General features: G+C 34.5%; 23 protein-coding genes, 1 pseudogene and 1 riboswitch. Of the genes and pseudogenes, 2 read left to right on the forward strand and 22 right to left on the reverse strand.

Annotated features, from left to right (window positions below; all coding sequences use genetic code 11):
* Positions 1-122 precede the first annotated feature (122 nt).
* Positions 123-542: pseudogene (locus NSA47_RS13870) on the forward strand (transposase); the annotation flags it as partial.
* Positions 543-893: 351 nt separating this feature from the next.
* Here the strand turns inward: NSA47_RS13870 and NSA47_RS13875 are convergent.
* From NSA47_RS13875 to NSA47_RS13980, 22 genes are all read right to left on the reverse strand, one after another.
* Positions 894-1586: a nuclease-related domain-containing protein gene (locus NSA47_RS13875; RefSeq protein ID WP_257533064.1), complete on the reverse strand. Its 693-nt coding sequence runs from the start codon at positions 1584-1586 to the stop codon at positions 894-896.
* 33 nt (positions 1587-1619) lie between these two features.
* A complete protein-coding gene (locus NSA47_RS13880) occupies positions 1620-2660 on the reverse strand; it encodes an SAP domain-containing protein (RefSeq protein WP_257532982.1) in 1041 nt (346 codons plus the stop codon).
* On the reverse strand, positions 2657-2983 hold the full coding sequence (locus NSA47_RS13885) for a hypothetical protein (RefSeq protein ID WP_257532984.1): 327 nt from the start codon (positions 2981-2983) through the stop codon (positions 2657-2659). Before NSA47_RS13885 ends, NSA47_RS13880 begins: the two co-directional genes overlap by 4 nt.
* 121 nt (positions 2984-3104) lie before the next feature.
* Positions 3105-3407 (reverse strand): hypothetical protein, encoded by a 303-nt coding sequence (locus tag NSA47_RS13890; RefSeq protein ID WP_257532986.1) that lies wholly within the window; start codon positions 3405-3407, stop codon positions 3105-3107.
* A gap of 21 nt (positions 3408-3428) precedes the next feature.
* Complete coding sequence (locus tag NSA47_RS13895) at positions 3429-4544, reverse strand: phospholipase D-like domain-containing protein (protein ID WP_257532988.1); 1116 nt, start codon at positions 4542-4544, stop codon at positions 3429-3431.
* A 49-nt stretch (positions 4545-4593) separates the two neighbouring features.
* Complete coding sequence (locus NSA47_RS13900) at positions 4594-5676, reverse strand: DUF3800 domain-containing protein (RefSeq protein WP_257532989.1); 1083 nt, start codon at positions 5674-5676, stop codon at positions 4594-4596.
* 266 nt (positions 5677-5942) lie between these two features.
* A complete protein-coding gene (gene galE, locus NSA47_RS13905) occupies positions 5943-6935 on the reverse strand; it encodes a UDP-glucose 4-epimerase GalE (protein ID WP_257532991.1) in 993 nt (330 codons plus the stop codon).
* Between the two features lie 52 nt (positions 6936-6987).
* Positions 6988-8472, reverse strand: coding sequence for an asparagine synthetase B family protein (locus tag NSA47_RS13910; RefSeq protein WP_257532993.1), 1485 nt, complete (start codon positions 8470-8472; stop codon positions 6988-6990).
* Between the two features lie 67 nt (positions 8473-8539).
* A complete protein-coding gene (locus tag NSA47_RS13915; protein ID WP_257532995.1) occupies positions 8540-9787 on the reverse strand; it encodes a lipopolysaccharide biosynthesis protein in 1248 nt (415 codons plus the stop codon).
* A 70-nt stretch (positions 9788-9857) separates the two neighbouring features.
* Entirely contained in the window at positions 9858-10961 is a 1104-nt protein-coding gene (locus tag NSA47_RS13920) for a glycosyltransferase (RefSeq protein WP_257532997.1), read from the reverse strand.
* Between the two features lie 24 nt (positions 10962-10985).
* Positions 10986-12410, reverse strand: a complete 1425-nt coding sequence (locus NSA47_RS13925; RefSeq protein ID WP_257532999.1) for an O-antigen polymerase — start codon at positions 12408-12410, stop codon at positions 10986-10988.
* A 66-nt stretch (positions 12411-12476) separates the two neighbouring features.
* Positions 12477-13604 carry a glycosyltransferase family 1 protein gene (locus NSA47_RS13930; RefSeq protein ID WP_257533001.1) on the reverse strand — a complete coding sequence of 376 codons (1128 nt, stop codon included), beginning with the start codon at positions 13602-13604 and terminating at the stop codon, positions 12477-12479.
* 1 nt (position 13605) lies between these two features.
* Positions 13606-14580 carry an SDR family oxidoreductase gene (locus NSA47_RS13935; RefSeq protein ID WP_257533003.1) on the reverse strand — a complete coding sequence of 325 codons (975 nt, stop codon included), beginning with the start codon at positions 14578-14580 and terminating at the stop codon, positions 13606-13608.
* 18 nt (positions 14581-14598) lie between these two features.
* Entirely contained in the window at positions 14599-15918 is a 1320-nt protein-coding gene (locus NSA47_RS13940; protein WP_257533006.1) for a nucleotide sugar dehydrogenase, read from the reverse strand.
* 18 nt (positions 15919-15936) lie between these two features.
* Positions 15937-17046: a glycosyltransferase family 4 protein gene (locus NSA47_RS13945; protein WP_257533007.1), complete on the reverse strand. Its 1110-nt coding sequence runs from the start codon at positions 17044-17046 to the stop codon at positions 15937-15939.
* 27 nt (positions 17047-17073) lie between these two features.
* A complete protein-coding gene (locus NSA47_RS13950; RefSeq protein ID WP_257533009.1) occupies positions 17074-17964 on the reverse strand; it encodes an SDR family oxidoreductase in 891 nt (296 codons plus the stop codon).
* A gap of 10 nt (positions 17965-17974) precedes the next feature.
* The gene (locus NSA47_RS13955; RefSeq protein WP_257533011.1) at positions 17975-18598 is read right to left on the reverse strand and encodes a sugar transferase; all 624 of its coding nucleotides are present in this window, start codon (positions 18596-18598) and stop codon (positions 17975-17977) included.
* A gap of 273 nt (positions 18599-18871) precedes the next feature.
* Entirely contained in the window at positions 18872-19255 is a 384-nt protein-coding gene (locus NSA47_RS13960; protein ID WP_257533013.1) for a type II secretion system protein, read from the reverse strand.
* Between the two features lie 110 nt (positions 19256-19365).
* Positions 19366-21192 carry a polysaccharide biosynthesis protein gene (locus NSA47_RS13965; protein ID WP_257533015.1) on the reverse strand — a complete coding sequence of 609 codons (1827 nt, stop codon included), beginning with the start codon at positions 21190-21192 and terminating at the stop codon, positions 19366-19368.
* A 60-nt stretch (positions 21193-21252) separates the two neighbouring features.
* A riboswitch (cyclic di-GMP riboswitch) is annotated at positions 21253-21336 on the reverse strand.
* A gap of 34 nt (positions 21337-21370) precedes the next feature.
* A complete protein-coding gene (locus NSA47_RS13970) occupies positions 21371-22138 on the reverse strand; it encodes a tyrosine-protein phosphatase (protein ID WP_257533017.1) in 768 nt (255 codons plus the stop codon).
* Positions 22139-22867, reverse strand: coding sequence for a CpsD/CapB family tyrosine-protein kinase (locus tag NSA47_RS13975; protein ID WP_257533019.1), 729 nt, complete (start codon positions 22865-22867; stop codon positions 22139-22141).
* A 16-nt stretch (positions 22868-22883) separates the two neighbouring features.
* A complete protein-coding gene (locus NSA47_RS13980; RefSeq protein WP_257533021.1) occupies positions 22884-23561 on the reverse strand; it encodes a YveK family protein in 678 nt (225 codons plus the stop codon).
* A 374-nt stretch (positions 23562-23935) separates the two neighbouring features.
* On the opposite strand from NSA47_RS13980, the gene NSA47_RS13985 reads away from it, so the two are divergent.
* Positions 23936-24889, forward strand: a complete 954-nt coding sequence (locus NSA47_RS13985; RefSeq protein WP_257533023.1) for an LCP family protein — start codon at positions 23936-23938, stop codon at positions 24887-24889.
* Positions 24890-24908: the final 19 nt, after the last annotated feature.

Below are 24908 nucleotides of genomic sequence, written 5' to 3' on the forward strand. Positions count from 1 at the left end.
TGAGATCTCTCCTTTCAAGCTTTTATAGTTCACCGAGTACTCGGTGAACTATAAAAGTACTCTTTTGAAGTCTATTGTCTCATGCCTTTTATTGATTTTAAATCCATGAGATTATTGGACGCTTACACTATAAAGATAGGAAGGCATTTGCTGCTGATTTTAAAGAAGTATATACTGCAGTTAATGAAGAATTAGCCTATGAAAAACTAACCCAGCTAGAAGAAAAATGGGGCAAAAAGTATCCTTATGCCATAAAGAGCTGGGATACCAACTGGGATGTACTATCACCCTTTTTCAAGTTCCCTTCAGAAATTAGAAGAATTATGTACACTACAAACGTCATAGAAGGCTTGCATCGCCAGTTTAGGAAGGTGACAAAAACAAAGTCCATTTTCCCATCCGATCAGACTCTAGAGAAAATGCTCTATCTAGCTAGCCAGAACATCATAAAAAAATGGACCCAAAGATATAGAAACTGGGACATGGTCGTAAATCAGCTTATGATCTTCTTTGAAGATAGGATCTCTGAATATCAAAGGTAACACCAAAATATTTTAAAGACCTATCTTTTATTAAAAAGAAAGCCAATAAAGCTTCGGAAAAACATTAATGACTGGTATTTAGACATATTTACCCAATTATAAAAACTATTGCTAGAATGATAAGATTTTATGCATAAAATCCATAACCCTAGCAAATATAAAACCAATAAGTTTTAGCAAAAATTTACTTGATTCAAATCAATTATTTCTTGTCAGTTAGGATATAAACTTTTTCTTAGACACAGACTTATTTACACCCTCAATGGGAGCGCGGAAGCGCTTATAATATAAAATAAATATACTTTATATATTCGACATAGAATATATTCGACACAGACAGTCCAATTTGCTTTAGAACTTATTAACTTTTTTCAATTTTATTTCGTCAATATGACCTTGCTTAAGCCTATCATCAGCCAGGCAATACTTGCCTAGATTTTCATAAATACCATCAATCTGCTCTATACTTAACACTTTAGTTGATTCAAGCAAGTCTCTCTTTATATGATTCAAAAGACTGTCTCTTTTAATGACTTTGACATTCTTAGATTCTACGTTAACCTTCTTAAGTGTGCACCTTTCGCTGAATATGATATAGGATTTATATAAGTCCACATCATCAATTCCTACTTCAGATTTCAAAGCACCTATATGCCCTTTGTTCTGCCAGATTGGATTAAAGAACTTATTCTTCTGTTTATTTTGTAAAGTTTGAGTCCAGTTCTTTTGCTTTTCATCTCCGAAGATCCATCCACTATAATTCTTTGATTCAAAGACATAAATTCCTGTTTCTGATATCATAACCAAATCTATTTCAGTAGTAGACCCATCTTCCTTTGGTATATATAGGTTAGTCATTAACTTATGGTGACCATTCAGCTTCTCGAGTTTATTAAATGTAAGGAATTCTCCATAGTTCCCTTTATCAAATACTGTTTTAAAAAAGCTGTTTCCACTGGTAATCTTATAAGTAGAACCTTTATACCTTATATATCTAGGTAGCACAATTACTCCCAATGCCAGTAAAAAATAAAATATTAGCATTTCCAATTTACTGTCACCTCCAATTACATTTTCTTATTTCTTCAACCCGTACTCCTTCTTAAGCCGTCTCTTTACTTTATTATAAAGTTTTTGAAGGTTCTCTTCATCCTTATGTATTTCCATGTGTACAATCTCAACACATTCGTCTGCTGAAAATAAACTGAAAGATAATTGAATTCTACTCATCTCTTCTAACAACTTATTCTTTAGTCCATCATCAGATAAGCCTTTCTTCTCTTGATAATCAACAACTCTGCTAGTTATTCCCGGAGCCATTGTAACAATTGAATTCTTGTAGGGAAAGTAGTTATCACCATAAATATCCATAAACTGCATACTAAAACCGTTTGATAATCCACTTAAATCATAAAGGATGACCTCTGCTAAAAGAGAAAAAGCATTGTCTAGCTTGCCTTCTTCCTTTACAAACTCTGACATTGAAAAACGACAGTTTCTATACAATCCAAAGTCTTTATTTTTTATATGAACCATACTTCTTTCATTCAAATATCCCCAAATAACATCTCTGTATGGGTAGCCAGGTTTATCCTGCACTTTCTTACTTAAAGACCAGATATCCAGATCCTCAATTCCATGAAGATGGATATATGGAATGTATTCTTCTTTCTTTAGAATTTCTTTGCCTGCATCTGTCAGCTCGTATGTATATTTTGTGAATATGTCTTTCAGTGTTGCTTCAGGTACTTCATCCATAAGACGCTGAACTAACTCAGCCTTCTTGCCTGAGACTTTTAATCCATTATCTTTTAATACATCCTTTAGCACAGCAGCTATCTCTTTTTCAATTGCCGATCGCAACGATCCAATTTGGAGAAAGCCTCTATCTTTCAATGATATCAAGCACTTATCAACATCTTTAACACCGTACTTATACCACCAGAATCCAGGATAAGAATTGCCTTCAAGATAATATTTGGGTGCATAAGAAAGTAGAAGTATTTCATGTGGATATAAGCCTACATCATTTAGTTTCATGCCTTTGATTATCTTCTCAACAGGAATAACCTCAGGCTCGGATGGGGTATTGATAATCTCTGACTTAATACTTATCATAGAGCTGATGTCGAAATCCTTCTTGTCTTTTGATTTGCTAATCTGTTTATTTTGATTGTTTCGCTTTTTAAGAAAGTCAAATAATCCCACTCATATCCCTCCGTTTCTTCTATTGATTCCTGTTCGTCTGGATCCCTATGCTCCACATTCATACCATCAACCCAATCTTCCTCGATGTACACTATACCGTTCCGGCCTTCCACCTTACGATTGGGGCCAGCCTTATACAGCTTACAACCTAATGGACCATAACAGAATGTCTCAAATCTATATTTCTTCCTGCCTCTTGGATTCCAATTATCAATAATAATCTCAATCGGCATCCTAGCTCCCCACGTGCAGCTACTACAGAAAACCTCATATGTCCCGGCTGCTAGTCTGCGGTTTCCTCTTTCTCTGTAAACTTCCAGCTCCGGCGACACCAGTTCTCAAGGTGATGATGTGTTAGTGATGGTACCATGAGATGACTTTAAGCTTTGAAACTTTGTAATATTGAGTAGGTTCGGTGTCAGGATCCGGTACTGGAACACATTCACCGGGGATAATGTCATTTACTTTGAATTGATGTTTGGCATGGACCGTTTTGCCGATGCCGATGGAGAAGGTGGTATTTGTGTTGTCCAGTTCTCCCTCCAAGGTAATGGCATAGCCTGGGTATGTATGAGAGGACTCGTCGAAGGACCTGGTTAAACGAATGCGAGGCTGTATTGAAATTATAGTGCCTTTGAAGGTTGACTTTGTGTCCATGAATTGAGGCCTCCTTTAACATTATGTGTTATCTATATTTTCATTTACCTTTCTAAACTCTAATTCTTCAAATTTTTCTAGTGCTATTTTTGATGAATCTAAATAATCATCTAATATTTTAAGCATTTCATCTAATGACCCTTTTGCTTCCTGACATAAATCCTGAAATGCTTCATGGACGCTATCCATTGCCTTCTGAACATAACCCTCTAAATATTCGTCATAAGCTTCTACACTATATTTATCTTGAATTTTCTGATTTGCCCGTTCTGAAGAGTCAAAACAAGCTAATTCATATACTTCTTCGTTTGAGGATAAGTCTTCAAATTGATTTTCTAAAGTTCTTAAGATCTTATAATAATCATTTAGTTCCTCTAAGAGGTCCTTATCCTCTGTCAATTGATCAGCAGCATCATAAATTTTGCTCATGAGTTCTGAACAATTATCTAACTCTCCAATAATGTTATCTATTGTTCTCTGGTTTAGTCTTTCTTCTGTATTATTATAAAAATACCCTTTTCCATCTAAATCGTCATAATAAGAGTATACCTGATCAAACAACTCTTCTTTAAGGGCAAACAAGTTTGATAAATGCATTTTTATTTCCAGTAGCAATGGAAGATAATCATATTCAAAATATGGAGTTGATGACTTTTCAAGTTCTTTAGTAACTTCTTCTTTCAAAAATGTAATAAAATCAATATCACGACTTATAATTCCAAATTCAATGTTATGTTTGCTTTCCTCAGAATAATTTGCTGAACCAACATATGCCAGATTATTTGTCATTATGATTTTTCCGTGGTTTTCAAAATTAAAGAAAACACTAACTTTCTGCCCAATACTATCTGGTTTTAATTTAGTCAGATATATATTTATCTTCTTCCTCGCTGCATTCTTATAACTGTCTCCATAATATGTATCCCACCTCGAAGGTATATTCGTAAATATACTTATTTCTGTATCTGAAGAAGTTTCAGATAGCTGTTGAATGAGCAAGGACTGTTTCTCAGAAATATTGAAAGTGACAATGATAATTTCTTCAGCATTTTTAAAATCATCCAAAACTTCCTGATATCCTAACTCATCCTTAGAATAAATGAACTTCGCATCAGACAAATAATATTCTTTCTTCAATGAATATCCCTCCCATACAATAACCGTTTTCACATTTATCAGCAAACCATCAGATTAATTTATCCATCAACGCCAATAACGATCCTCTATTCTGAATCATCTCAATACTATTCACACTCTGAATCAATCCCCTGCAAAGCCTTTCAGCACTGTCTATTAGTGAGTTTATTATACGGATACATTCCTTCTGCTCCTGAGTAAGTGATTCCATTTTTCTTATGATCATTTCTGGCGTAGACTGATCTAACTCTGCAAATAACTTTCCGAGCAAGCCCACCCAAACATCAGATATCTGGATCAGTCGCTCATTCTTAGAATCAATGAATTTGAAATTGGACAGCTTCTCGCCATTTAGAGTGTAAATCGTATTCTTTAATGCTAATTCTGCCTCAGCTTCTTCATCAAAAAAATATATAGAATCTTTATAGAATGCACATCTACCATCTCTTAGTCCGAAATATTCCTCCACTAATAAGCCAGGTGTGTTATCTTCAATAAAGACCAACTCTCCCTTACGTCCATTTACTTTCAGTAATTGCCCGAAATTCTCTAGATAGAAATCTTCGTCACCATAGGATTGTATAAGATCGCTTAGCTCATAGCAAAAATTCTTAATATCTTCTTTATCTAAACTTGGATAATTATAGCTATGGAGTATTGAAAGGATCTCATCTATATGGGTTATAACAAATCTATGTAAACTGGCCTTCAGAGCTTGTGCCCACTCTAGTCCGAAGTTGAACTGTGGCTGGGCAGCAAATAGGGAATCAACAATATCTACGACAGAAAAGTACATATTATTTAACGTAGCATAATGGACATAGAGTCCGCTGCTATCAAGCCATGAAAGAAATTGCTGAATCGGTTTCTTGCTTATTGCTGTCCAGAAGTTTGATTTTTTACCCGCTAATGTCCTAAACTTAATTTCTGGTGTGTTTATTTTCAGCTCATCAAACAACAAGTCTACGTTGCATGGAGGGGTATCACTCTTGAATAACACACCTCCGAGAATAAAATCTTTAGCAATGCCTTCTTCTGCATTCACACCATTCTCTGTCAATCTAAACTTGCGAACGTTCCCGGTCTCATCATAATAAAAGCTGCACTTTTCATCAAATAGTGGAACGGGCAAAGCTATCTAACTTACTCTTTTCATGCCCGTTCTCTTTGATGTATTATGTCAGTATTCTTATATTGTCCGTACTCTTTCACTACCTATCCGGAAAGTCAACCAGAATCATATTAAACACCCATTCTCTCCATCACCCTAATCAACTAATGTAACATCTACGCTTTATCAGATCCCCCTATGTGATGAATGGTATCTTGGTAACTTGGGGCTCAGGGGATTGGCGATCTGGGGAAGATACAACAGGTGAATCAACTACTTCTATCGACTTATCTATTATTCTGCTCAAACTTCCATGCATCCCTAACCATTTCTTCGATCCCAAGTTCTGCTTTCCAACCAAGCTCCTGCTCAGCTTTACTCGCATCCGCATAGCAGATTGCAATATCACCCGGACGTCTTCCAACAATCTCAAAAGGAACATCTGCGTCATTGACCTTCATAAAGGAATTAACAAGTTCTAAAACAGAAGTTCCTCTGCCGGTTCCAAGGTTATAGATGTTAACACCATCTTTAAGATTTTCAATGGCCTTTACATGACCTTTGGCAAGATCAACCACATGGATATAATCACGAACGCCTGTCCCATCTATTGTATCATAGTCGTTTCCGAATACACTTAACTTCTCTAATTGACCCTTAGCCACTTTTGTCACGACAGGCATAAGATTGTTCAGAATACCGTTAGGATCTTCTCCAATCAATCCACTCTCATGGGCACCCACTGGATTGAAATATCTAAGTAGACTCACTGAAAATCCATCATTAGCATGAACCGTATCTGTCAAAATTCGCTCTCTCATAGCTTTGGTCTCACCGTATGGATTAGTTGTCTCCCTAAGCTCCATATCTTCTTTCAGCGGAGATGGCTGATCACCATACACTGTTGCCGATGAACCGAACACAAACTTCCTAACTCCGTACTCCACACACATTCTGCTTAGCACCACCGTACTTACCAAATTATTATAGTAATACTCAAGTGGCTTGGAAACAGACTCCCCAACAGCTTTTAGACCAGCGAAGTGAATCACACCATCGATTTTATGCTTAACGAAGATTTCTTCTAACTTCGCTTCATCCATCGCATCAATCTGATAGAAAGTTGGTTTGATGCCCATTATAGTAAATAGCTTGTCCAGTACTTCAATCTTAGAGTTGATAAGATTATCAGCTATGAAAACGGTATGGTTATTTTTGATTAGTTCTATTGTTGTATGGCTGCCGATAAAGTCTAAACCTCCAGTTACTAATATGTTCATTGGTTATGGTCACCTCCGTTAGCCTTTTCAGTGTGTTAATTGTTATAAGAGGTTATTTAAATTTATTCTTCAAATTATATAAATGCAGCTTACTTGATTGACTTAATTCAAGTATATTATAACTAAATTTGGCTCTGATAGTATTCAATCTAGAGTTCCGAGACGATTGTGGTAACTCATCAACTAATAAATTGTCGTCATAAGTTTTGATCATCTTAGATATAGATGCTATCCAAATAAACCATTCATCATAAATATTTAAACCTTCCTTTGATCGTTTGGGATAAATTGAGTAGATTGTTTCAATAGCATCCATATCAAAAATGCCTGTATTTTCAATCTCTTTTGATAGAATTAGATCTTTAATTGGTTTTCTTAAATCATTACGAATCCATCTATGGTATTCATGGAAATTCTTTTTGTAACTATCCAATGGTCTAGTACTGGAACTTCCATAGATTGCACCAGTTCTTGCCCAAGGTATCTCTAACAATCGAGGTTCCATTAGTTTTAACATTTTTTCGTAAATCCGATTATTTCTTAACTCCCATTTCAACGAAAAAATGAACTGATATACTTCAGGTGAAGTAAATAATTGATGTAACGGAATCTTTTCATTAATAATATCCATACACCATTGTAGCTTGTTTCTCATGTAAAAAGCTTGATAATCAAATTCAGTTCTTCCGTTCCACTCATCTTTATTATAATAATAGTCCACTATATCATTATAAGCTTCACTTTTTCTTATTTTTACCATTTCCTTGTTGAGTAATAATTCTTTATTGTAAAGCTTTTTCTCTGCCATTGGTTTTAAATTTGAAATGTGCATTCCTGAATATTCTGCGCGCCCAATACTATCCCCATAACTTGCTGCTAAAATTCCATCTAACCCTTCTAATTTGCTTACACCTACCATATTATGCAGATGTATAGGTGAAGCCATAGCACCATATCCAGCAGCAACATCAATATTCTTTAAAAGAATATTTTCATCGATTGGCAAGACAACACTTTCCCAGTTAAATAACTTACAAATTTCCCTAGAATATTGAACATCTCTCGAATTCTCATCACCCCATGTAATCCCAACCACGCTTCCTTTAAAATCACCTCTGTTAATTAACTCATTAATAAGCATTGCACAAATACGGCTATCCATGCCACCTGATAATAAGATTCCAATGCTATCCTTATTATCTAGAAACTTGGATATTTCATCTAATAATAGTGCAACAAATTTATTAATTAACGTACTTTCATCGGAAATATTATTGATATTATATTCATTTATAAGACTATGTTCCCACTGTTCTCCATCTGGCTTTGATATCCATGGTGTCCGTCTAATGTTTTTGATGATAGTCCTGTCTGATAGTATGTATCCCCATTTCATATATTCTAAAATCGCAGTTGGATCTAACATGCTTTTTTCCGCGTCTAATATAACTTCATTAAAACTATCATAATATTTAGTTAAGTTATTTAAGTTATAATATTTATATTGTGTAACAAGATAATTCCAATTTGGTATCATTCTAGAACACCCCTTTCTTGCATTGTATATCGTTATTATTTTAAATCAAATATAATACAAAGGATTTTTAAGCTTCAGATGCTATCTTAATTCTCTTTTCACAATAGAAAGCAGAAATAATAAAAGTTAAAATCATTGCAACAGTTGTACCTATTGCCGGCCCAACAAGTCCGAACATTTTTATGAAAATAATATCTAAGACCAAATTGAGAATCGCTCTAAATATGTTAATGTTCTGCTGCAACTTATGTTTTCTGTTGGTATTGAAATATAACATATAGAATACAGAAAGATACCTAAAAATACTACCAATCATTAACACATTGAAAATTAATATTGAATCAATATATTTTTCTCCATACAACAATAAAATTATAGGCTTTGAAAACACCATTACAGCTATATGTAAAGCTGTACTCAACCCAAAAATTATTATTCTATCTCTATAAAAAAAACTTTTAATATTTTTATGTTCTGTTTTTTCGAAATATTGCGATACACTTCCAGCATAATAACTACTTATGACAAATGCAAAATTTGCAATGGCATCGAATAGCTTGTAAGCAGCGTTGTATAGCCCAACATCTTCTGTTGTCATAAAGTATTTTATAACTGAAGTATCACCGAAATTTATGAGATAAAGCCCCGAGAACCCAAACAACTGCCATAATGAAAAGTTCAATATTTCTTTAAACCAATTTTTATCAAATTCAAATTTTCCTACATCTCGCTTATTAATACCTAAGATATATAATAGAACAGTGGCATGACTGATTATATTCATTATTATTAGTGTCTTAATGTCAAAAGAAAATAATAATATTAGACCTAAATAAATAACCTTTGCAGTAACGGATAACAAACTAGACAAAAGTTGTTTTTTTATTGCTAGAAAGTATTGATTTAAATAATCTTCCGCTACACTTACATAAAGCCAGATTAAAATTAAAAAAGATACTTCAAATCCTATATACGAATTAATTTGATTTCTAAAAACTATAAATAAAATCGTCGTAATAACTAAGCTTGCAGCAATTATTATATTTCTCGCCCAAAATGTTTGATTTAAATTACCTCTTTTGAGCTTTTCACGGCTACCGAAATATAATATTGAGGAAGAACTCCAACTAAATCCAAATGTTGTAATCAAGCCAATGAACATAAGTGCTACAGAAAAAATGCCATAATCATTTACGGACAATTTCCTAACAATAAATATATTCGTTATTAAACTGAGTGCCATAACAAGAACCCTTAGTGACACATAAATAATAAAATTTTGTCTCTTTCTAAAATATTCTATTAGTCTAAACATAGATATTTGACCCCTTATTCAAACTGAATCTTCAGAACAAATCAATAAATTGATGATGTTTTAGATCTAGCTACCTGTATTTGAGTTCATTTATTTCTATCAAAAATACCTCTTCATACTTTTTTACAATATTCTCAATACTAAAGACTAAGGCACGATTGTTTGACTTGTTATTTTCTTCTAACGATTTCAGTATCCCATAAGCAAGGCTTTCTGGATTATTGACTTCAGCTAATATTCCGTATTTATTATTTTCAATTATTTCTTTGGGACCACTTTTACATGCAGTTGCAACGACTTTCGCTTCACAAGCTAGCGCTTCTAACAATGTATTGGGGAAACCCTCCCACCTAGAGGAAAGTACATAAGTATCTGAGTAATAGTAATAAGGATATGGGTTTTCATCAAATCCTAAAATATTAATTTTATTGTCAATGTTTTTTTCTTTTGCTTTTAGTAATAGAGAGTCTCTTAATTCCCCCTCTCCTAATATAGAGAGGCGAGCCGTGGGTATGCTCTTGCTGACAATTTCAAAAGCCTCAATTAGGGTATCAAAGCCTTTCGCAAGAGTAAGTCTTCCAACAGCTATAATATTTACTTCATTCTTATTATAAGGATTAAATAAATCCCGTTTATTTTTGATATTTTCAACATCTATTGGGTTGAAAATAGCTTGTATTTTTTCACTTCTAATATTAAAATTCTCAACTAGGTCATCCTTCATTTCGTTACACTGCGCGATAACAAGATCGGCTTTAGGATACAAATAATTGTATAAAAACTTAAACATTGCTCTCTTAAATTTTGACATTTCTAATAAACTCATTGAAGGAGTACTCGCTTCTCTCACTAGTATCCTCGGGTTACTTTTTAAAAATGGTCGAATTAACAACAGAGCCAGATTCATATGACCCAATGTAGACAATATCACGTCAGGTTTGTGGTTATTTATTACTTTTATTAATTTAAAAAAAGCATACCTAACCCTATTAGATTTTAAATCAACAATTTCAACATTTTCAGGTATCATACTAAGAAAAACACCCTCTTTTTTTATTAGTACAAGTACTATGTCAAACTTGTTTTTATTGATGTTACGCAGAATATTTGTAATAACTCTCTCAGCTCCACCGCCTCTTAAAGAGGGAACAATAAACACGATCTTTTTTTTCATTTTACACCTCTCACAATAAACTATTTATTGGTTTGTTTTCACGGTAATTTTAAGTGTTTTGGTTAATATAAAAACTAATACAGCAATCAAAAATATACTTGAAAATACCGTCCCAAAAGCACTTCGATGAAAACTAATAGTTAATGAAATCGTTGATAAATATAATAGCATCATGTATAACGATCTATATCTATAAATCTTATCTGTTTTTTGTAAATAAAAAGCTAATATCGCATAAACTATAAAAATCCCTATATAGTGGAAATTCATGTACGCTTCTAGTAATGATGAAAAACCTGTTCCTGCAATAGAACCTCTACTTGCTTCACTAAGAAAAAACTCATCTCTAAATACATACGTAATCTGCTTTGGTTTAGAACCAGGGTAAATGAAAGAGGGTATCGGAATAACTAAACCTTCGAGATAACTAGAACCAAGCTCTAATTGAAAATCAACATTATACTTATTATAAAATTCATTAAAATTCCCAAAAGTCGTTCCAAATTCGCTCGAACCAGGATTAAGAGCATCTAAAAGTCTTTCTTTACTAAACGCTTGCTCTATAAATAAACTTGGATTTTCTACAATCAAGAAAGCAATTGATCTATTTGCAAATAAAAAACTCATGAATAAATACAAAACTAACATGATTACTACTATCTTAGGTTTAATTTTTCTAATCGGTTTAAAATAAGTAATACCTATAAATAGGCACACAAATAAAGTAAGTAAAATCCCCCTCTGCCCTAGCAACATTTTGATTGATAGGAATGGTAATGTAATAATTAAAAACATAATACTATTAATTATTTTTCTCTTATGTTTCTTTTCATCAGCTGTACTCAAATACAATCCAAATAGCGTATATGAAAGTACTATTATCTCAGTTGAAGGTAAAGTTAATGGTAGAGTTGAGATTAGACTTTGATATGTCGCCTTTCCTCCAAACAAAATTTCAATACCACCAACCCTAATCAAATTGATAACTTCAAAGCTCGAGGCAATTATTGAAAAGAGAATCGAAATTTTATAAAACGATGTATTTTTATGTTGTATTGTGCTCAAAGCATTTTCTTCAATTGAATAATCTGAAGATCTTTTTTTCAACAAATTAAAATAAGCAATACCAATTACTAATCCAATACTTGCCAAAGAGTATGCTAAAATGAATGGCTCCAGATTATATGATTGAGAGAATATACGGTGGAGTCCATCGCCCCACAATACATTAATAGGCCCAGAAATCCCATATAAAATATGAAATGCTACGAAAAAAAAAGTCATATTTGTATAATTACCAACAATGCCCTTTACCCAAAAAAGCATCATAGAACTGGAAAGTATAATTAAAACCATGCTAAGATTCATATTATTATTTTCTGAAAAAAGCACGGATATAAGGAATATGACAATAATAAGTATACCAGTTAAAAGTTTTAAATTTTTCATCTATTCACCTCCACGCCTTTAATCTTTAGATAAGTTTTCTCCAAAGCAAAAAATAATTAACGAAACTTAATTTTCAATTCTTTTTATCATTTCAATTATTAGATTTTGGTACTCTCGACTTGATTCTCTAATATCGTAACCTTTGTCTTTAATCATTCTATATATCTCTTGGTCTTTATCATAATATTTCATTTTACTAATTTGTTCTACCCAACCCTTTATCGTATCGTCAAGTGATAGGTGCTTGAGATTACTAGATATTTTAATTTCATCTGTAATTCTATCTGATATTAGACACGGTAATCCCATTGCTTGAGCTTCAATCAAAGTAACTGGAACACCTTCAAAAATTGACGGAAATACAAATATATCCATTGCTTTAAGTATTCTGTATACATCAGATCTTGAACCAGTGAATATAACCTTATCACTTAAACCAAGATTTTCAACCTTATCAAAAACCATGTTTTTTAAATATCCATCCCCTACCAATAAAAGAACATAATCTTTGCTAGTTTTACTCAGTTCATAAAATACATCAATTAAAAAATCATGATTTTTAGGAGGTGTGAAACTGCCTACATGCCCTATTACAATTTTATCTCCAACCCCTAATTCGTTTCTTGCATAATCACGTTCTTCAAGATTAAATGTGTGTTTTTCTAGATCAATTGCATTTTTTATTATCTTGAAATTATCTTTTTTAATTGCCCTTGAACCAAATAACCATAATCCAGCCTCATGTGAACAAGCAAATAAATAATCTGATTTATACCTTATTGAATATTGTAAGATTCTTTTCGCTATTCTGCTTATACTGTTTCCTCTCGAATTAGTGCTATGACTATGTGCAATCGTAGTTAAATTATATTTTTTAGCTATTTTAAGATATATTGACGCAGTGCTTCTAACATGACCATGAATAATCCTATAACCAGGATGACTTATAAAGAAATCTTTCCAAGCATTATTATAGGCTAAATGATTTTTTCCAACATATTTTGGAACTCTATAGATTCTACCTCCAAGTTGTTCTATCTCTTCGTCAAATGCACATTTTTCTTGGGTATGTACAATAAAATCAAACTGAATTTTTCCTCGATCAATATGCCTATACAGATTCATAATCATTGTCTCTGCTCCACCTCTATTCATTTCAGCAAAAACTTGCAAAATCCTAATCGGCTCAGTCATTTTATAAATTCTCCCTATACCATTCTATTGCAGCTTCAATTCCTCTTTCAAAACTCCAACTCGGGTCATATCCAAGCATCTCTTTCGCTTTATTGATATCAGCATTACTATGCTTTATATCACCTTTCCTATCAGGTCCAAATATTGGTTCAATTTCTTTTCCAAGAGCTTTACACAGAGAATGATAAACATCAATCAAATACTCTCTTCCACCATAAGCGACATTGAAAGCTTCACCGGCAGCTTTAGAAGTTGCTTTACATGCCTTTAAATTAGCCTCAATTACATTCTCAATATAAGTAAAGTCTCTACTTTGCTTCCCGTCACCATTAATAGTAGGCCTTTCATCATTTAGTAATTGTTTTATAAACTTAGGAATAACAGCTGCATAAGCTCCATTTGGATCTTGTCTTTTGCCGAATACGTTAAAGTATCTTAAACCATAAGTATCTAATCCATAAAGTTTTGTATATAACTTTCCATATTCTTCATCAACCATTTTTGTTAAAGCATATGGCGACAATAAATTACCTTCTCTCCCCTCTTGTTTTGGGAGATTGGGTTCATCACCGTAAACAGAAGAACTTGAAGCATAGACAAACTTCTTCACTCCGTTTTGTCTAGCAGCTTCCATCATATTTAGTGTTCCTCGGATATTGATTTCTTCATAAAGCAACGGCATCTCAATGCTTCTAGGAACACTTCCCCAAGCTGCTTGATTAAGTACATAATCAACACCCTCACAAGCCTTCATGCAAGTATCTAGATCTCTTATATCTCCTTTGATAAAATTATAGTTAGGATTAACAATGAATAAGTCTACATTAGCTTGTTTACCATTAGAAAGATCATCTAGGCATCTTACCTTATAACCTTTAGCTAATAAAACTTCACACAAGTTAGAGCCAATGAAACCAGCTCCACCTGTTACGAGAAAAATACTATCTTGTTGAAATGTTATATTTCCATAACCCATGATATGCACTACCCTTCCTTAAAGTCTCCAGTATTTATATCCTGCTACTTCGTATGCTTTTCTATCTAAGATTCCTTTGATATCGAGCAATACTTTGCTTTCATTAGATCCTTCTTTAAACATATTATTAAAATCTTTTTGAGTAAATCTTAAGAACTGGTCATGGCCAACAGCTACAACTATTGCATCCATCTCTTTTATATCTTCTACTGAATCAAATACAATGCCATACTCATGTTTTGCTTCCTCAGCATCTGCCTCCGGATCTGCAATCATCGGATTGATTCCATATTCTTTTAGCTCGTTGACAATATCGATAACTCTCGTATTTCTCGTATCAGGACAGTTTTCTTTGAACGTAAAGCCGAGAATAGCAACTCTTGCATCTTTTACTGGGACATCTGCTTTAATGAGATTTTTTATTAAATTCTCAACCACATATTTCCCCATATCATCATTGATTCTTCTACCTGAAAGGATAATTTGTGAATGGTATCCTAGTTGTTCAGCTTTGTATGTGAGGTAGTATGGATCTACGCCAATACAATGTCCACCAACTAGTCCAGGGAAGAAGTTTAGGAAGTTCCACTTTGTGCCTGCAGCTTTTAGAACTGCCTTTGTATCAATTCCCATCTTACTAAAAATGATAGAAAGCTCATTCATAAATGCTATATTAATATCTCTCTGTGAATTCTCAATAACCTTTGCAGCTTCAGCAACTTTAATTGACTCTGCTCTATGTACTCCGGCATCAACTACTAGCTCGTACACTTTTGCTATAATATCAAGAGACTCTTCATCCATACCGGATACAACTTTTACGATTGTCTCAAGTCTATGTACTTTATCACCAGGATTGATTCTCTCAGGAGAGTATCCTACTTTGAAATCTTCACCACATTTCATTCCAGACTCTTTTTCAAGAATTGGAATACAGATTTCTTCTGTAACACCTGGGTAAACAGTAGATTCAAATACAACAATTGATCCTTTAGTAAGATTTCGTCCAACTGTTCTGCTTGCTGATTCTACTGGTTTTAAGTTTGGTGTATGATCAGCATTTACAGGGGTCGGAACTGCAACGATGTGAAATTTGGCTTCTTTAAGCTTAGTCTCATCTGCTGTGAACTCTACAATTGTATCTTTTATCACATCATCTCCAACCTCTTTAGTTGGATCGATGCCTTTTTTATATAACTCAACTTTGTCCGTACTAATATCGAATCCAATAACCTCTGCCTTTTTAGCAAATGCTACTGCAATTGGCATTCCAACATAACCAAGACCTACAAGTGAAATTTTTTCTTCTCTGTTTTTGATTTTTTCAAATAAGTTCATTTCAATTTCTCCTTTTCACTATAATAATTCCATAGTTTTCATAATAGATTTATTGACTAATTTCACATCATACTTTTCTTTAGCAAGTTTCAAACTGCGTTCTGCCATAATCCTATTTGTTTCTCGATCTTCTATTAGGACTCTCATCTTATCAACTAACCCATTTACATCTTTAATAGACACAAGGAACCCATTGTATCCATCTGTTACAGTTTCCCTACATCCTGGAGCATCACTGGTTATAATTGGTCGTCCTATTGCCATGGCTTCAAGGACAGTCTTAGGTGTTCCTTCATGATACGAAGGTAATATATAAGTGCTACACTGTTTCAAATAAGGCCTAACATCGGTCTGTTCTCCAAAATACTCGATAATACTTTCGTCTATAAAAGGCTGCAACTCTTCTGGTTGTAATGCTGATGGATTGCTATCATAAGGCCCAACAAGTAAACACCTTACTTCAGGATATTCAATCTTAATTCTCTTGCAAGCCTCTAAATACTCCATAACACCTTTATCTTTTATTAGTCTACCTATAAACAAGAATGCTGGTGTATCAGGCAATGATTCTGGTCTAAACTTCTCAAGGTTCACACCAGATCCATTTATAATCACGATTTTATCTTCTTTAATAAGTCCGTTATTTACAAACTCATTTTTATCATCATTATTTTGGAAAAACACCTTCTTGCTTGCATTACATGCCAAACGATATTCTGTCTTCATTATTGTTTTGATTATTTTGTTTTTAAGCCCTTCTCCTCTGAAAATCGATCCAAGACCCGCTATCAGTGGATATACTTCATTAATGCCATTAGCTTTTGCTGCCAGACTTCCGTAAACTACAGTTTTTGCTTGGTATGCAAATATTTTGTCTGGCCTCTCTTCTTTCATAAACTGCTTAAGCTCTCGATAAGTTTCTAAATCACTAAACGGATTTATGCCATTTCTTTCCACAAAGAGTTGCTTATAATGAATTCCATTTTCCTCAAACTTGCTCTTCCAGTTTGATTCAGGTTCTGGTCCTAAAGCTATGACAGAATGTCCATGTTTTATAAAATCTTTCATCATATCCATACGAAACCAAAATAGTGATGACGTATGGCTTGAGAGTACAGCTATTTTCATATTGTCAATCCTACTTTCATCATCTAGTTACTTCTTTAAATACTGATTCACTTCAAGTTGAATGCCCTCTTCAAAACTCATCGGATTATAGTCGAAATCTTTCTTGGCTTCAGCATGAGGATAACTTCTGTCTTCACCCATACGTTGAACTCTTTCTACATAATCTATTTTCCCAAGAGTCAGCACTTTAGCAATTTGGGCAAGTACAACCCCAAACCCTAAAGGAACACTGACAAATGTTGTTTTCTTATTGATCATATCGCTTATCATCTTAAAAACTTCTATCATCTTTAGAGGTTTTTCACCTGATAAGTCATATGCTTTTCCAGCTGTTTTTTCAGGAGATATGAGAACTGTATAGAATGCTTTTCCCAAGTCTCTAGCATTAACTGGCTGTATTAAACTCTTGCCGCCGTTAATGACTGGCAGTATTCTCAATTTATCTATCATCTTTATAAACTTACTCATATTGCTGTCACAAAGATCACCATAGATCATCGTTGGCCTAAGAATCGTGACTTTTGTGGGGCAGTTTGGATCTGCAGTCATTTCTGTGACTTTCTTCTCAATATTTTTATAGTCTTGAGAAGCATATTTAAAGTTTGAATATATACCTGTTGTATGTACTAAGATTGCTCGTTTCACATTGTTCTCGATAGCTGCTTCCACAATCATCGGTGAATGATGGATGTTATAAATGTGCATGATATTGTCTACTCCATTGACAGCTTTTCTTACGAACTCCTTGTTGTTGAGATCTCCATAAACCTTCTCAATATTTAATCCGCTGTTATCTAACATTGAAGTGTCAGATGTTTCCCTAACGATGCAGCGGATTGGTCCTTCATATTTATGATCAATAAGTTCTTGTAAGAAATATCTTCCTGTATGTCCTGTAATCCCTGTCACTAATAACATCTGCTCACCCCTACTGTTTCACTGACTCTTTATCAGCTTTCTTTGTTCCAGTCCCACCTTCAACAACACCATCACTTCTAAGAACACTAAATATTGTCCCGAAGAAGCATCTCATATCCATCAGAAGTCCCATCTTCTCAGCGTATTCTCCATCAAGTGTAGCCTTAACATCAATCTCAAGTTCATCTCTACCATTAATCTGCGCCCAGCCTGTAAGACCAACCGGCACATCATTAGCACCGTACTTATCTCTTTCTTCAATCAGATCATACTGGTTCCAGAGCGCTGGACGAGGTCCAATGATACTCATCTCACCCTTAAAGGTATTGATGATCTGCGGTAGCTCATCCAGAGATGTTTTACGTAGGAACTTACCTACCGTTGTAATCCACTGGTCCGGATTTTCAAGAAGATGCGTTGGTGTGTCCTTCGGTGTATCGATTCTCATGGTTCTAAACTTCAATATATGAAAATGAATCTTATGGGTCCCGACTCTCTTCTGTTTAAAGAGGACAGGTCCAGGGGAGTCAACCTTGATTGCTATAATGAGTACTAAAAAAACAGGAGATAATAAGATAAGTCCCAGTGTTGAAAGTATGATATCTATTAATCTTTTGATCTTTAAATAAACCATGATAGTTCCTCCTGCTTCGGTTATGTATATTTGTGGTGTGTAGTACACCTTATTTTCTTCTTTATGTAGTGATTTGATTGATTTTAAGTACTATATCTTGCATAATTCTATCTCTTGATTGGATGGATAGACGTGTAATGCTTCTGTAACATTAGTACATTTAGTAGTTGTGCTGAATCCATTTATATCACTGTGTTGTAGCCTCTTTATCCTTTCACCATACTCACGTCGTCCTCACCATTCAATCCTTCGATAAAAACAGAACTATTACCATCATATAAAAGGAGTGCTACCATCATCGTTACCACTGTTTTCATCATTGTGTTTGCAATGAACTTCACACTGAACTTTACCATCCTTATAATCAATAGCACCATTATCTGGACATGTTTCTATGCTATGTTCCTGCATAAACTTATCAAAAATAATTTCTGTATGTTTTGCTTCTTCCATAAGCAAATACATCTGATACTTCCTATCTAACTGTGGGCAATTAGCATTACAAACTTCCTCTTTAGCAGCTTTTACATATCCTAGAAAAAACGGTATTGCTATGAGAACTAAAATGGCTAAAATAGTAATTACCATTATCAACTCTATTAGAGTAAATCCATCAACATAAATCTTGCCATGTGCACTTTTAGTACCATTACACATTTTTATAACACCTACAAGTTCCCAAGATCTTAGTCAACTCTTTTTTAGCGTCTTTTAAAGACTCCCGATGGTGTTCCCCATAAATATACTTACTAAAGCAAAAGCTTTTTCTACCCCACCCTACTAAAACTAGGCACAATCTCCTTCATCACCTGGGCTATTTCCTCTCCTGATTTACTCAGTACTCCCTTAAGCTTTTCTAATTCCTTCATAAACTCTATGGCATTGTGACTTATGGGTTGGCTAATTAGAATCTTCGCATGCTTCGTAGCTACTAATCCTTCTTCGGCCGTAAGAAGTTCTTCATAGAGTTTTTCTCCTGGCCTCAGGCCAGTAAATTCTATCTTGATATCTTCATCAGGGATAAATCCTGACAGCCTAATAAGATCTCTTGCTAAGTCCACTATCTTTACAGGATCTCCCATGTCTAAAATAAAGATCTCCCCACCCCTAGCCATACCCCCTGCTTGTAGGACAAGTTGACTGGCTTCTGGAATAGTCATAAAGTATCTAATAATATCCGGATGGGTGACGGTAACAGGTCCCCCAGCAGCTATTTGTTTTCGAAATACTGGAATGACGCTGCCATTGCTTCCTAGGACATTGCCAAAGCGTACAGCTACGTATTCAGTATCACTTTGTTTGTTCATAATTTGAATAGTAATCTCTGCTATTCTCTTAGTAGTCCCCATGATATTAGTAGGATTTACCGCTTTATCCGTAGATATCAATACGAATTTATTACTTTTGTATTGATTGGCAGCCTCTGCCACATTGATGGTGCCAAAAACATTATTCTTTATGGCCTCGGCAGGGCTATCCTCCATCAAGGGTACGTGTTTATGGGCCGCCGCATGAAATACTACATGAGGTTTATAGATTTCAAAAATGTTATTGACTCTAGCTTTATCCCTCACTGACCCTATGAGTACAGATAAATCTAGATTTGGATATTTCTTTTTTAGCTCTAATTGTAAATCATAGGCATTATTCTCATAAATATCGAAGATAATGAGTTTTTGGGGACCAAAGGTGGCAATTTGTCGACAAAGTTCTGAACCTATAGATCCACCACCTCCGGTAACCAATACCACTTTTCCCTTGATATAATCATTAATTTCTTTGTTATTTAAGGTTATGGGGTCTCTTCCCAATAAGTCCTCTATCTCTACATCTCTGATATTTTTTATATCTACCTTTCCATCGATAAGTTCATATACTCCTGGAAGAGTTTTTAATTTGCACCCTGTTTGGTTACATAACTCTATGATTTCCTTTATCCTTTTTCGATTGGCAGAAGGTAATGCAATAATGATTTCTTCCACATCATACTTTTTCACTGCTTCCATCAATTTGTCTTTTCCACCCACTACTGGTACACCATTGATCCTTCTTCGAAATTTTGCGGGATCATCATCAATCATAGCCACAATATTGGTATCTAATTCCCGATGGGTCTCCAATTCTTTAATGACGATAGAGCCTGCATCTCCAGCTCCATAAACTAAAACATTTTTTCTCTGGGAGGCATATTTATAAACCTTAAATTTTAATCTTCTTAAAATCCGATAGGCAAAGCGGCTTCCTCCAATGAAAAAAATGTTTAGCATCCAAATAATGGTATGTATTTGTATTAGAGAGTGATAGCTTCCAAGACGGGCAAAAAAATAACTGCCTATGCTTCCTAGGGTAACAGCCATCACTACATTAAGCAATTCATCAATACTAGCATATCTCCAAAGGCTAGAATATAGTCCTGAAAGATAATAGATGATAATTCTTATGGCAATAGTAAAAATGGCAATGGGCAGGTAATTTAAAAATTGAGTTTTAAATTGTTCCACTGGCAAGATTAAAAGTAGAGATAATACAACAGAAAGATTAACAAAAAAAATATCAGACAGGATTAATATAGATTTGCGTTTTACAGATTTCATCGCTTTTCCCCCTTTAGTAATTATTTTGCCTTTGCCTTTCCCCAAATTCAAAAGCAAAATACTAAAAGAAGCCGGTTGCACTACTGGCTCCCTACATTCCAAGTGCCCAAATATAGAATATAGTTCATTACCTCATCTTTATCATAAGGCCTGGGGACCTTTAGTTATGTCATATATACTAAAAAAAGAAAAATCTTTTCTTTTTTCTGACTAAAACAGGTTTCCCTGGAGTAACTATTTCATTGGCTAAAATTTGCTTAGGATATTCTTCTAAAATTAACTTACATTGTTCAAGTGTTAATATTTCTTTAATGGTATTTATAGCTTCCTTTATTTCAGGTGATCTTCTGCCCGATGTATGGGCGTCAGTCCCTAGAAGATGGACCATATTGTGCTTTAGAAGAATTCCAGCTGTTTCTTGAGAAGCTTGTCCTAAGATACCCATTAAGCTCCCTGTGTTTATTTGGGTAAGGACACCCTTCTCTATCCATTTAGCAACAATGTTTTGATTATTCTGAATTTTCCTGTTGCGTTCTGGGTGCGCCAGGATAGGAAGTAGTCCTCTTACTTCTATTTCAAAGAATAGATCATCTATATCGTCAGGGATATTATGCATAGGTAGTTCTATTAGGATATACCTTGTGTCATTTATGGTTAAGATTTGTCCTTGATCTATTCTTTTTAAAATTTCCCAGTCTGCAAAGACTTCCATTCCCGGTAAAATTTTTATGGGTATATTTTCTCGTTTTAAAGCTTCATTGATTTTTTTTATACTCTCTAAAATTTCATCTTTATGTACTTCGTGATCAAAGGGAATATAGTGGGGTGTAGCCACCATCGTATGTATTCCTTCTTGTACAGCTATCTTTGCCATTTTTATGGTTTCATTACTGTCCTTAGCTCCATCATCTATATTAGGCAAAATATGACTATGAAAATCCCACATTTAGGCCCACTCCATTTTCTTATCTTTACGCCTCTTTTTCCTGTTACCCTTTTGGGGTACAGGACTTGTCCCATAATCATAGTAGTAATATTGTTCACTATCTACCTTTATTTTGTTTAAAACTACTCCTAAGATATTGGCATGGACTTTCTCTAGATTTTCCTTTGCTTTTTTCGCAATATCGATGGGAGTATTGCCTGCCGATACCACCAAAATGGTCCCATCTACTAGGGTAGAAAGCAAAGATCCATCGGTAACCGCCACCACTGGAGGGGTATCTAAGATGACATAGTCATACTGCTCTCTAACTTCCTTTAATAAGTCTTTCATTCTTTGGGAATGAAGCAATTCTGCTGGGTTGGGCGGGGTAGGTCCTGCTGTAATCACTTGTAATCCCTTTATATCTGTAGCCAAGAGGACTTTATCTTGAGTAGTCATCCCCGCTAGTACATTGGTTAATCCCTCTTGATTGGATATCCGCAGATATTTATGTATAGTTGACTTTCTCAAATCACAGTCTATGAGGAGTACCCTTTTCTCTGCTTGAGCCAAGGTAATGGCCATATTGATAGAACTGGTGCTTTTACCATCTCCTGGTGCTGCACTGGTCACTACAATGGTTTTTAGCTTTCCTGCACTGGAAAACTGTAAATTTGTTCTTAATATTCTATAGGCTTCTGCCTGAACAGATTTTGGGTTTTGTATGGTAAATAAATTATTGACTTTCATGGTTATCCTCCACTTTCTATTCTTGAGTCTGAGGTATGGATCCTAGCACTGGTAAATCTAAATACTTAGCCACATCCTCTGGAGTTTTCATGGTGTTATCTAAGTATTCTTTAATGAATATAATGAACACACTTACCATAAACCCTAATATCGCTGCAATAGCTACATTTAGCTTTTTATTGGGCTTAATAGGATGTACAGGGGGTGTAGCTTCTTCAATAATACTAACATTGTCCACATTCATAATGTCTTGAATTCGATGTCTAAAGACAACCCCTATACCATTAGCAATCTTTGTTGCTTGTAGAGGATATCTATCTGTTACCTTTATTTGAATCAGTTCAGTATCTCCCACAGGATTTACCGATACCTTCTCTGACAATTCTTCCACAGTCAAATCTAGATTTTCATTGGTGATGACTTGTTGTAAAATAATCTTTTTCTTAATGATCTCCCCATAGGTTTTAACTAGTTTTTGGGACAACAGTACATCTTGATAATCCACTTGGGCATCATAACCCTGAGCCTTCCCCACTAGCATAGTGGTAGATGCTTCATAAACAGGGGCCATAATAAAAAAACTGATCACTCCACTAATAACAATAGATAGAACTGTTATTAGGGCTATGATCTTCCACCCTTTTTTGAGCATATTAAACATTTCTCGCAAATCTATTTCTTCTTGAAAATCCATGATGTCCTCCTCTTATGTAAACTTCCGCAAAACACTTTTCCATTTCTTAGGAAGATTATGTGTATTTATAGCAGTTAAATTATACCAAATTATTGTGTTTTTTTCAATTTTTTTATTTTACATAATACGACACCAACCGACAACGCGTATAAATATTCATCATAGTCACTCTCTATTTATCCTTTTTATTTTGCAAGAGAAAGGTTTATTCTCAATAGGTTGGGTTTTCCTGCCGCACCAGAGCAGTGATAACCGCTTTCCTATTATATAATTGATTCCCACCTTCTATACAATATTGTATAGAAGGTGGGAATCAATTATAATAGATAGATAAGTTATCAATGAACTTTTACACAAATCAAGGGGGTTAATCAATGACAAAGAAAAAGAAATCTTCTTTTAAAAAATATATATTGGGGACGCTGGTCATTCTTTTATGTCTTGTACTGGGTACAGGCTATTATGTCTACAATCTGCTCAATCAGGTGGCGACTGGCCCTATAATTGATTCCAATGAGGAATTGGGGATAAAGGAAGATAACAAGACACCAAAAGTGACCAATATTGCTCTCTTTGGATTAGATAGGCGAAATCCCAATGAGAATAGTCGATCCGATAGTATTATGATTGCCACTTTAGATCTAAATACCAAGAAAATTAAGCTGACTTCTATTATGAGAGATACTTATGTGAATATTCCCGGCAGAGGGATGGATAAAATCAATCATGCCTATGCCTTTGGTGGCCCTCAATTGGCCCTCAAAACCATCAATGAAAACTTTGATATGAATATTAGAGATTATGTCATGGTAGACTTTTTTGGTCTTATGGATATTGTTGATGACTTAGGCGGAATAGAAATTGACATTAAGGATTATGAAGTATCTAGAGCCAAAGTCAGTGGAACGGGTGTGCAAACACTAAATGGGGAGCAGGCCCTGGCCTATTCTAGAATTCGTTATGCAGGAAATGGAGATTATGAAAGAACAGAGAGACAAAGAGTCGTACTAGAGCAGATCATGAATAAGATAATGGGAGCTGGAGCTATGCAATACCCTAAAATGATCAGTAAGCTGCTACCCCATGTAGAGACAAGTCTGACTAAGCCTGAAATGCTCAAACTAGGTACTTCTGCCTTTACTCATGGAGTACGGACCATAGATCAGTATCGAATTCCTGTGGATGGTTATGCTAAAGGACAAAAGATGAATGGGGTTTATTATTTAGTGCCTCAGGATTTAAGTAGCAACGTGAAATTGTTGCATGAATATATTTATGGAGTACAAGAAAATACTGCAGAAAGCAATAGCGAAAACGGAAGATCATAGATCTAGATTCTATTTGAAT

The sequence above is a fragment of the Irregularibacter muris genome (assembly GCF_024622505.1).
GTDB lineage: Bacteria > Bacillota > Clostridia > Eubacteriales > Garciellaceae > Irregularibacter > Irregularibacter muris.

Bases quoted from the DNA above. Each gene is read 5' to 3' on its own strand.
- NSA47_RS13950 (WP_257533009.1), bottom strand. From the start codon at position 17,964: ATGTTATTAGTGACAGGGATTACAGGACATACAGGAAGATATTTCTTA.
- NSA47_RS13940 (WP_257533006.1), bottom strand. From the start codon at position 15,918: ATGAACTTATTTGAAAAAATCAAAAACAGAGAAGAAAAAATTTCACTT.
- NSA47_RS13985 (WP_257533023.1), top strand. From the start codon at position 23,936: ATGACAAAGAAAAAGAAATCTTCTTTTAAAAAATATATATTGGGGACG.
- NSA47_RS13925 (WP_257532999.1), bottom strand. From the start codon at position 12,410: ATGAAAAATTTAAAACTTTTAACTGGTATACTTATTATTGTCATATTC.
- NSA47_RS13955 (WP_257533011.1), bottom strand. From the start codon at position 18,598: ATGGTTTATTTAAAGATCAAAAGATTAATAGATATCATACTTTCAACA.
- NSA47_RS13915 (WP_257532995.1), bottom strand. From the start codon at position 9,787: ATGTTTAGACTAATAGAATATTTTAGAAAGAGACAAAATTTTATTATT.
- NSA47_RS13875 (WP_257533064.1), bottom strand. From the start codon at position 1,586: ATGCTAATATTTTATTTTTTACTGGCATTGGGAGTAATTGTGCTACCT.
- NSA47_RS13880 (WP_257532982.1), bottom strand. From the start codon at position 2,660: ATGATAAGTATTAAGTCAGAGATTATCAATACCCCATCCGAGCCTGAG.
- NSA47_RS13960 (WP_257533013.1), bottom strand. From the start codon at position 19,255: ATGTGTAATGGTACTAAAAGTGCACATGGCAAGATTTATGTTGATGGA.
- NSA47_RS13920 (WP_257532997.1), bottom strand. From the start codon at position 10,961: ATGAAAAAAAAGATCGTGTTTATTGTTCCCTCTTTAAGAGGCGGTGGA.
- NSA47_RS13890 (WP_257532986.1), bottom strand. From the start codon at position 3,407: ATGGACACAAAGTCAACCTTCAAAGGCACTATAATTTCAATACAGCCT.
- NSA47_RS13935 (WP_257533003.1), bottom strand. From the start codon at position 14,580: ATGGGTTATGGAAATATAACATTTCAACAAGATAGTATTTTTCTCGTA.
- NSA47_RS13975 (WP_257533019.1), bottom strand. From the start codon at position 22,867: ATGAAAGTCAATAATTTATTTACCATACAAAACCCAAAATCTGTTCAG.
- NSA47_RS13885 (WP_257532984.1), bottom strand. From the start codon at position 2,983: ATGCCGATTGAGATTATTATTGATAATTGGAATCCAAGAGGCAGGAAG.
- NSA47_RS13980 (WP_257533021.1), bottom strand. From the start codon at position 23,561: ATGGATTTTCAAGAAGAAATAGATTTGCGAGAAATGTTTAATATGCTC.
- NSA47_RS13970 (WP_257533017.1), bottom strand. From the start codon at position 22,138: ATGTGGGATTTTCATAGTCATATTTTGCCTAATATAGATGATGGAGCT.
- galE (WP_257532991.1), bottom strand. From the start codon at position 6,935: ATGAACATATTAGTAACTGGAGGTTTAGACTTTATCGGCAGCCATACA.
- NSA47_RS13945 (WP_257533007.1), bottom strand. From the start codon at position 17,046: ATGAAAATAGCTGTACTCTCAAGCCATACGTCATCACTATTTTGGTTT.
- NSA47_RS13910 (WP_257532993.1), bottom strand. From the start codon at position 8,472: ATGATACCAAATTGGAATTATCTTGTTACACAATATAAATATTATAAC.
- NSA47_RS13930 (WP_257533001.1), bottom strand. From the start codon at position 13,604: ATGACTGAGCCGATTAGGATTTTGCAAGTTTTTGCTGAAATGAATAGA.
- NSA47_RS13965 (WP_257533015.1), bottom strand. From the start codon at position 21,192: ATGAAATCTGTAAAACGCAAATCTATATTAATCCTGTCTGATATTTTT.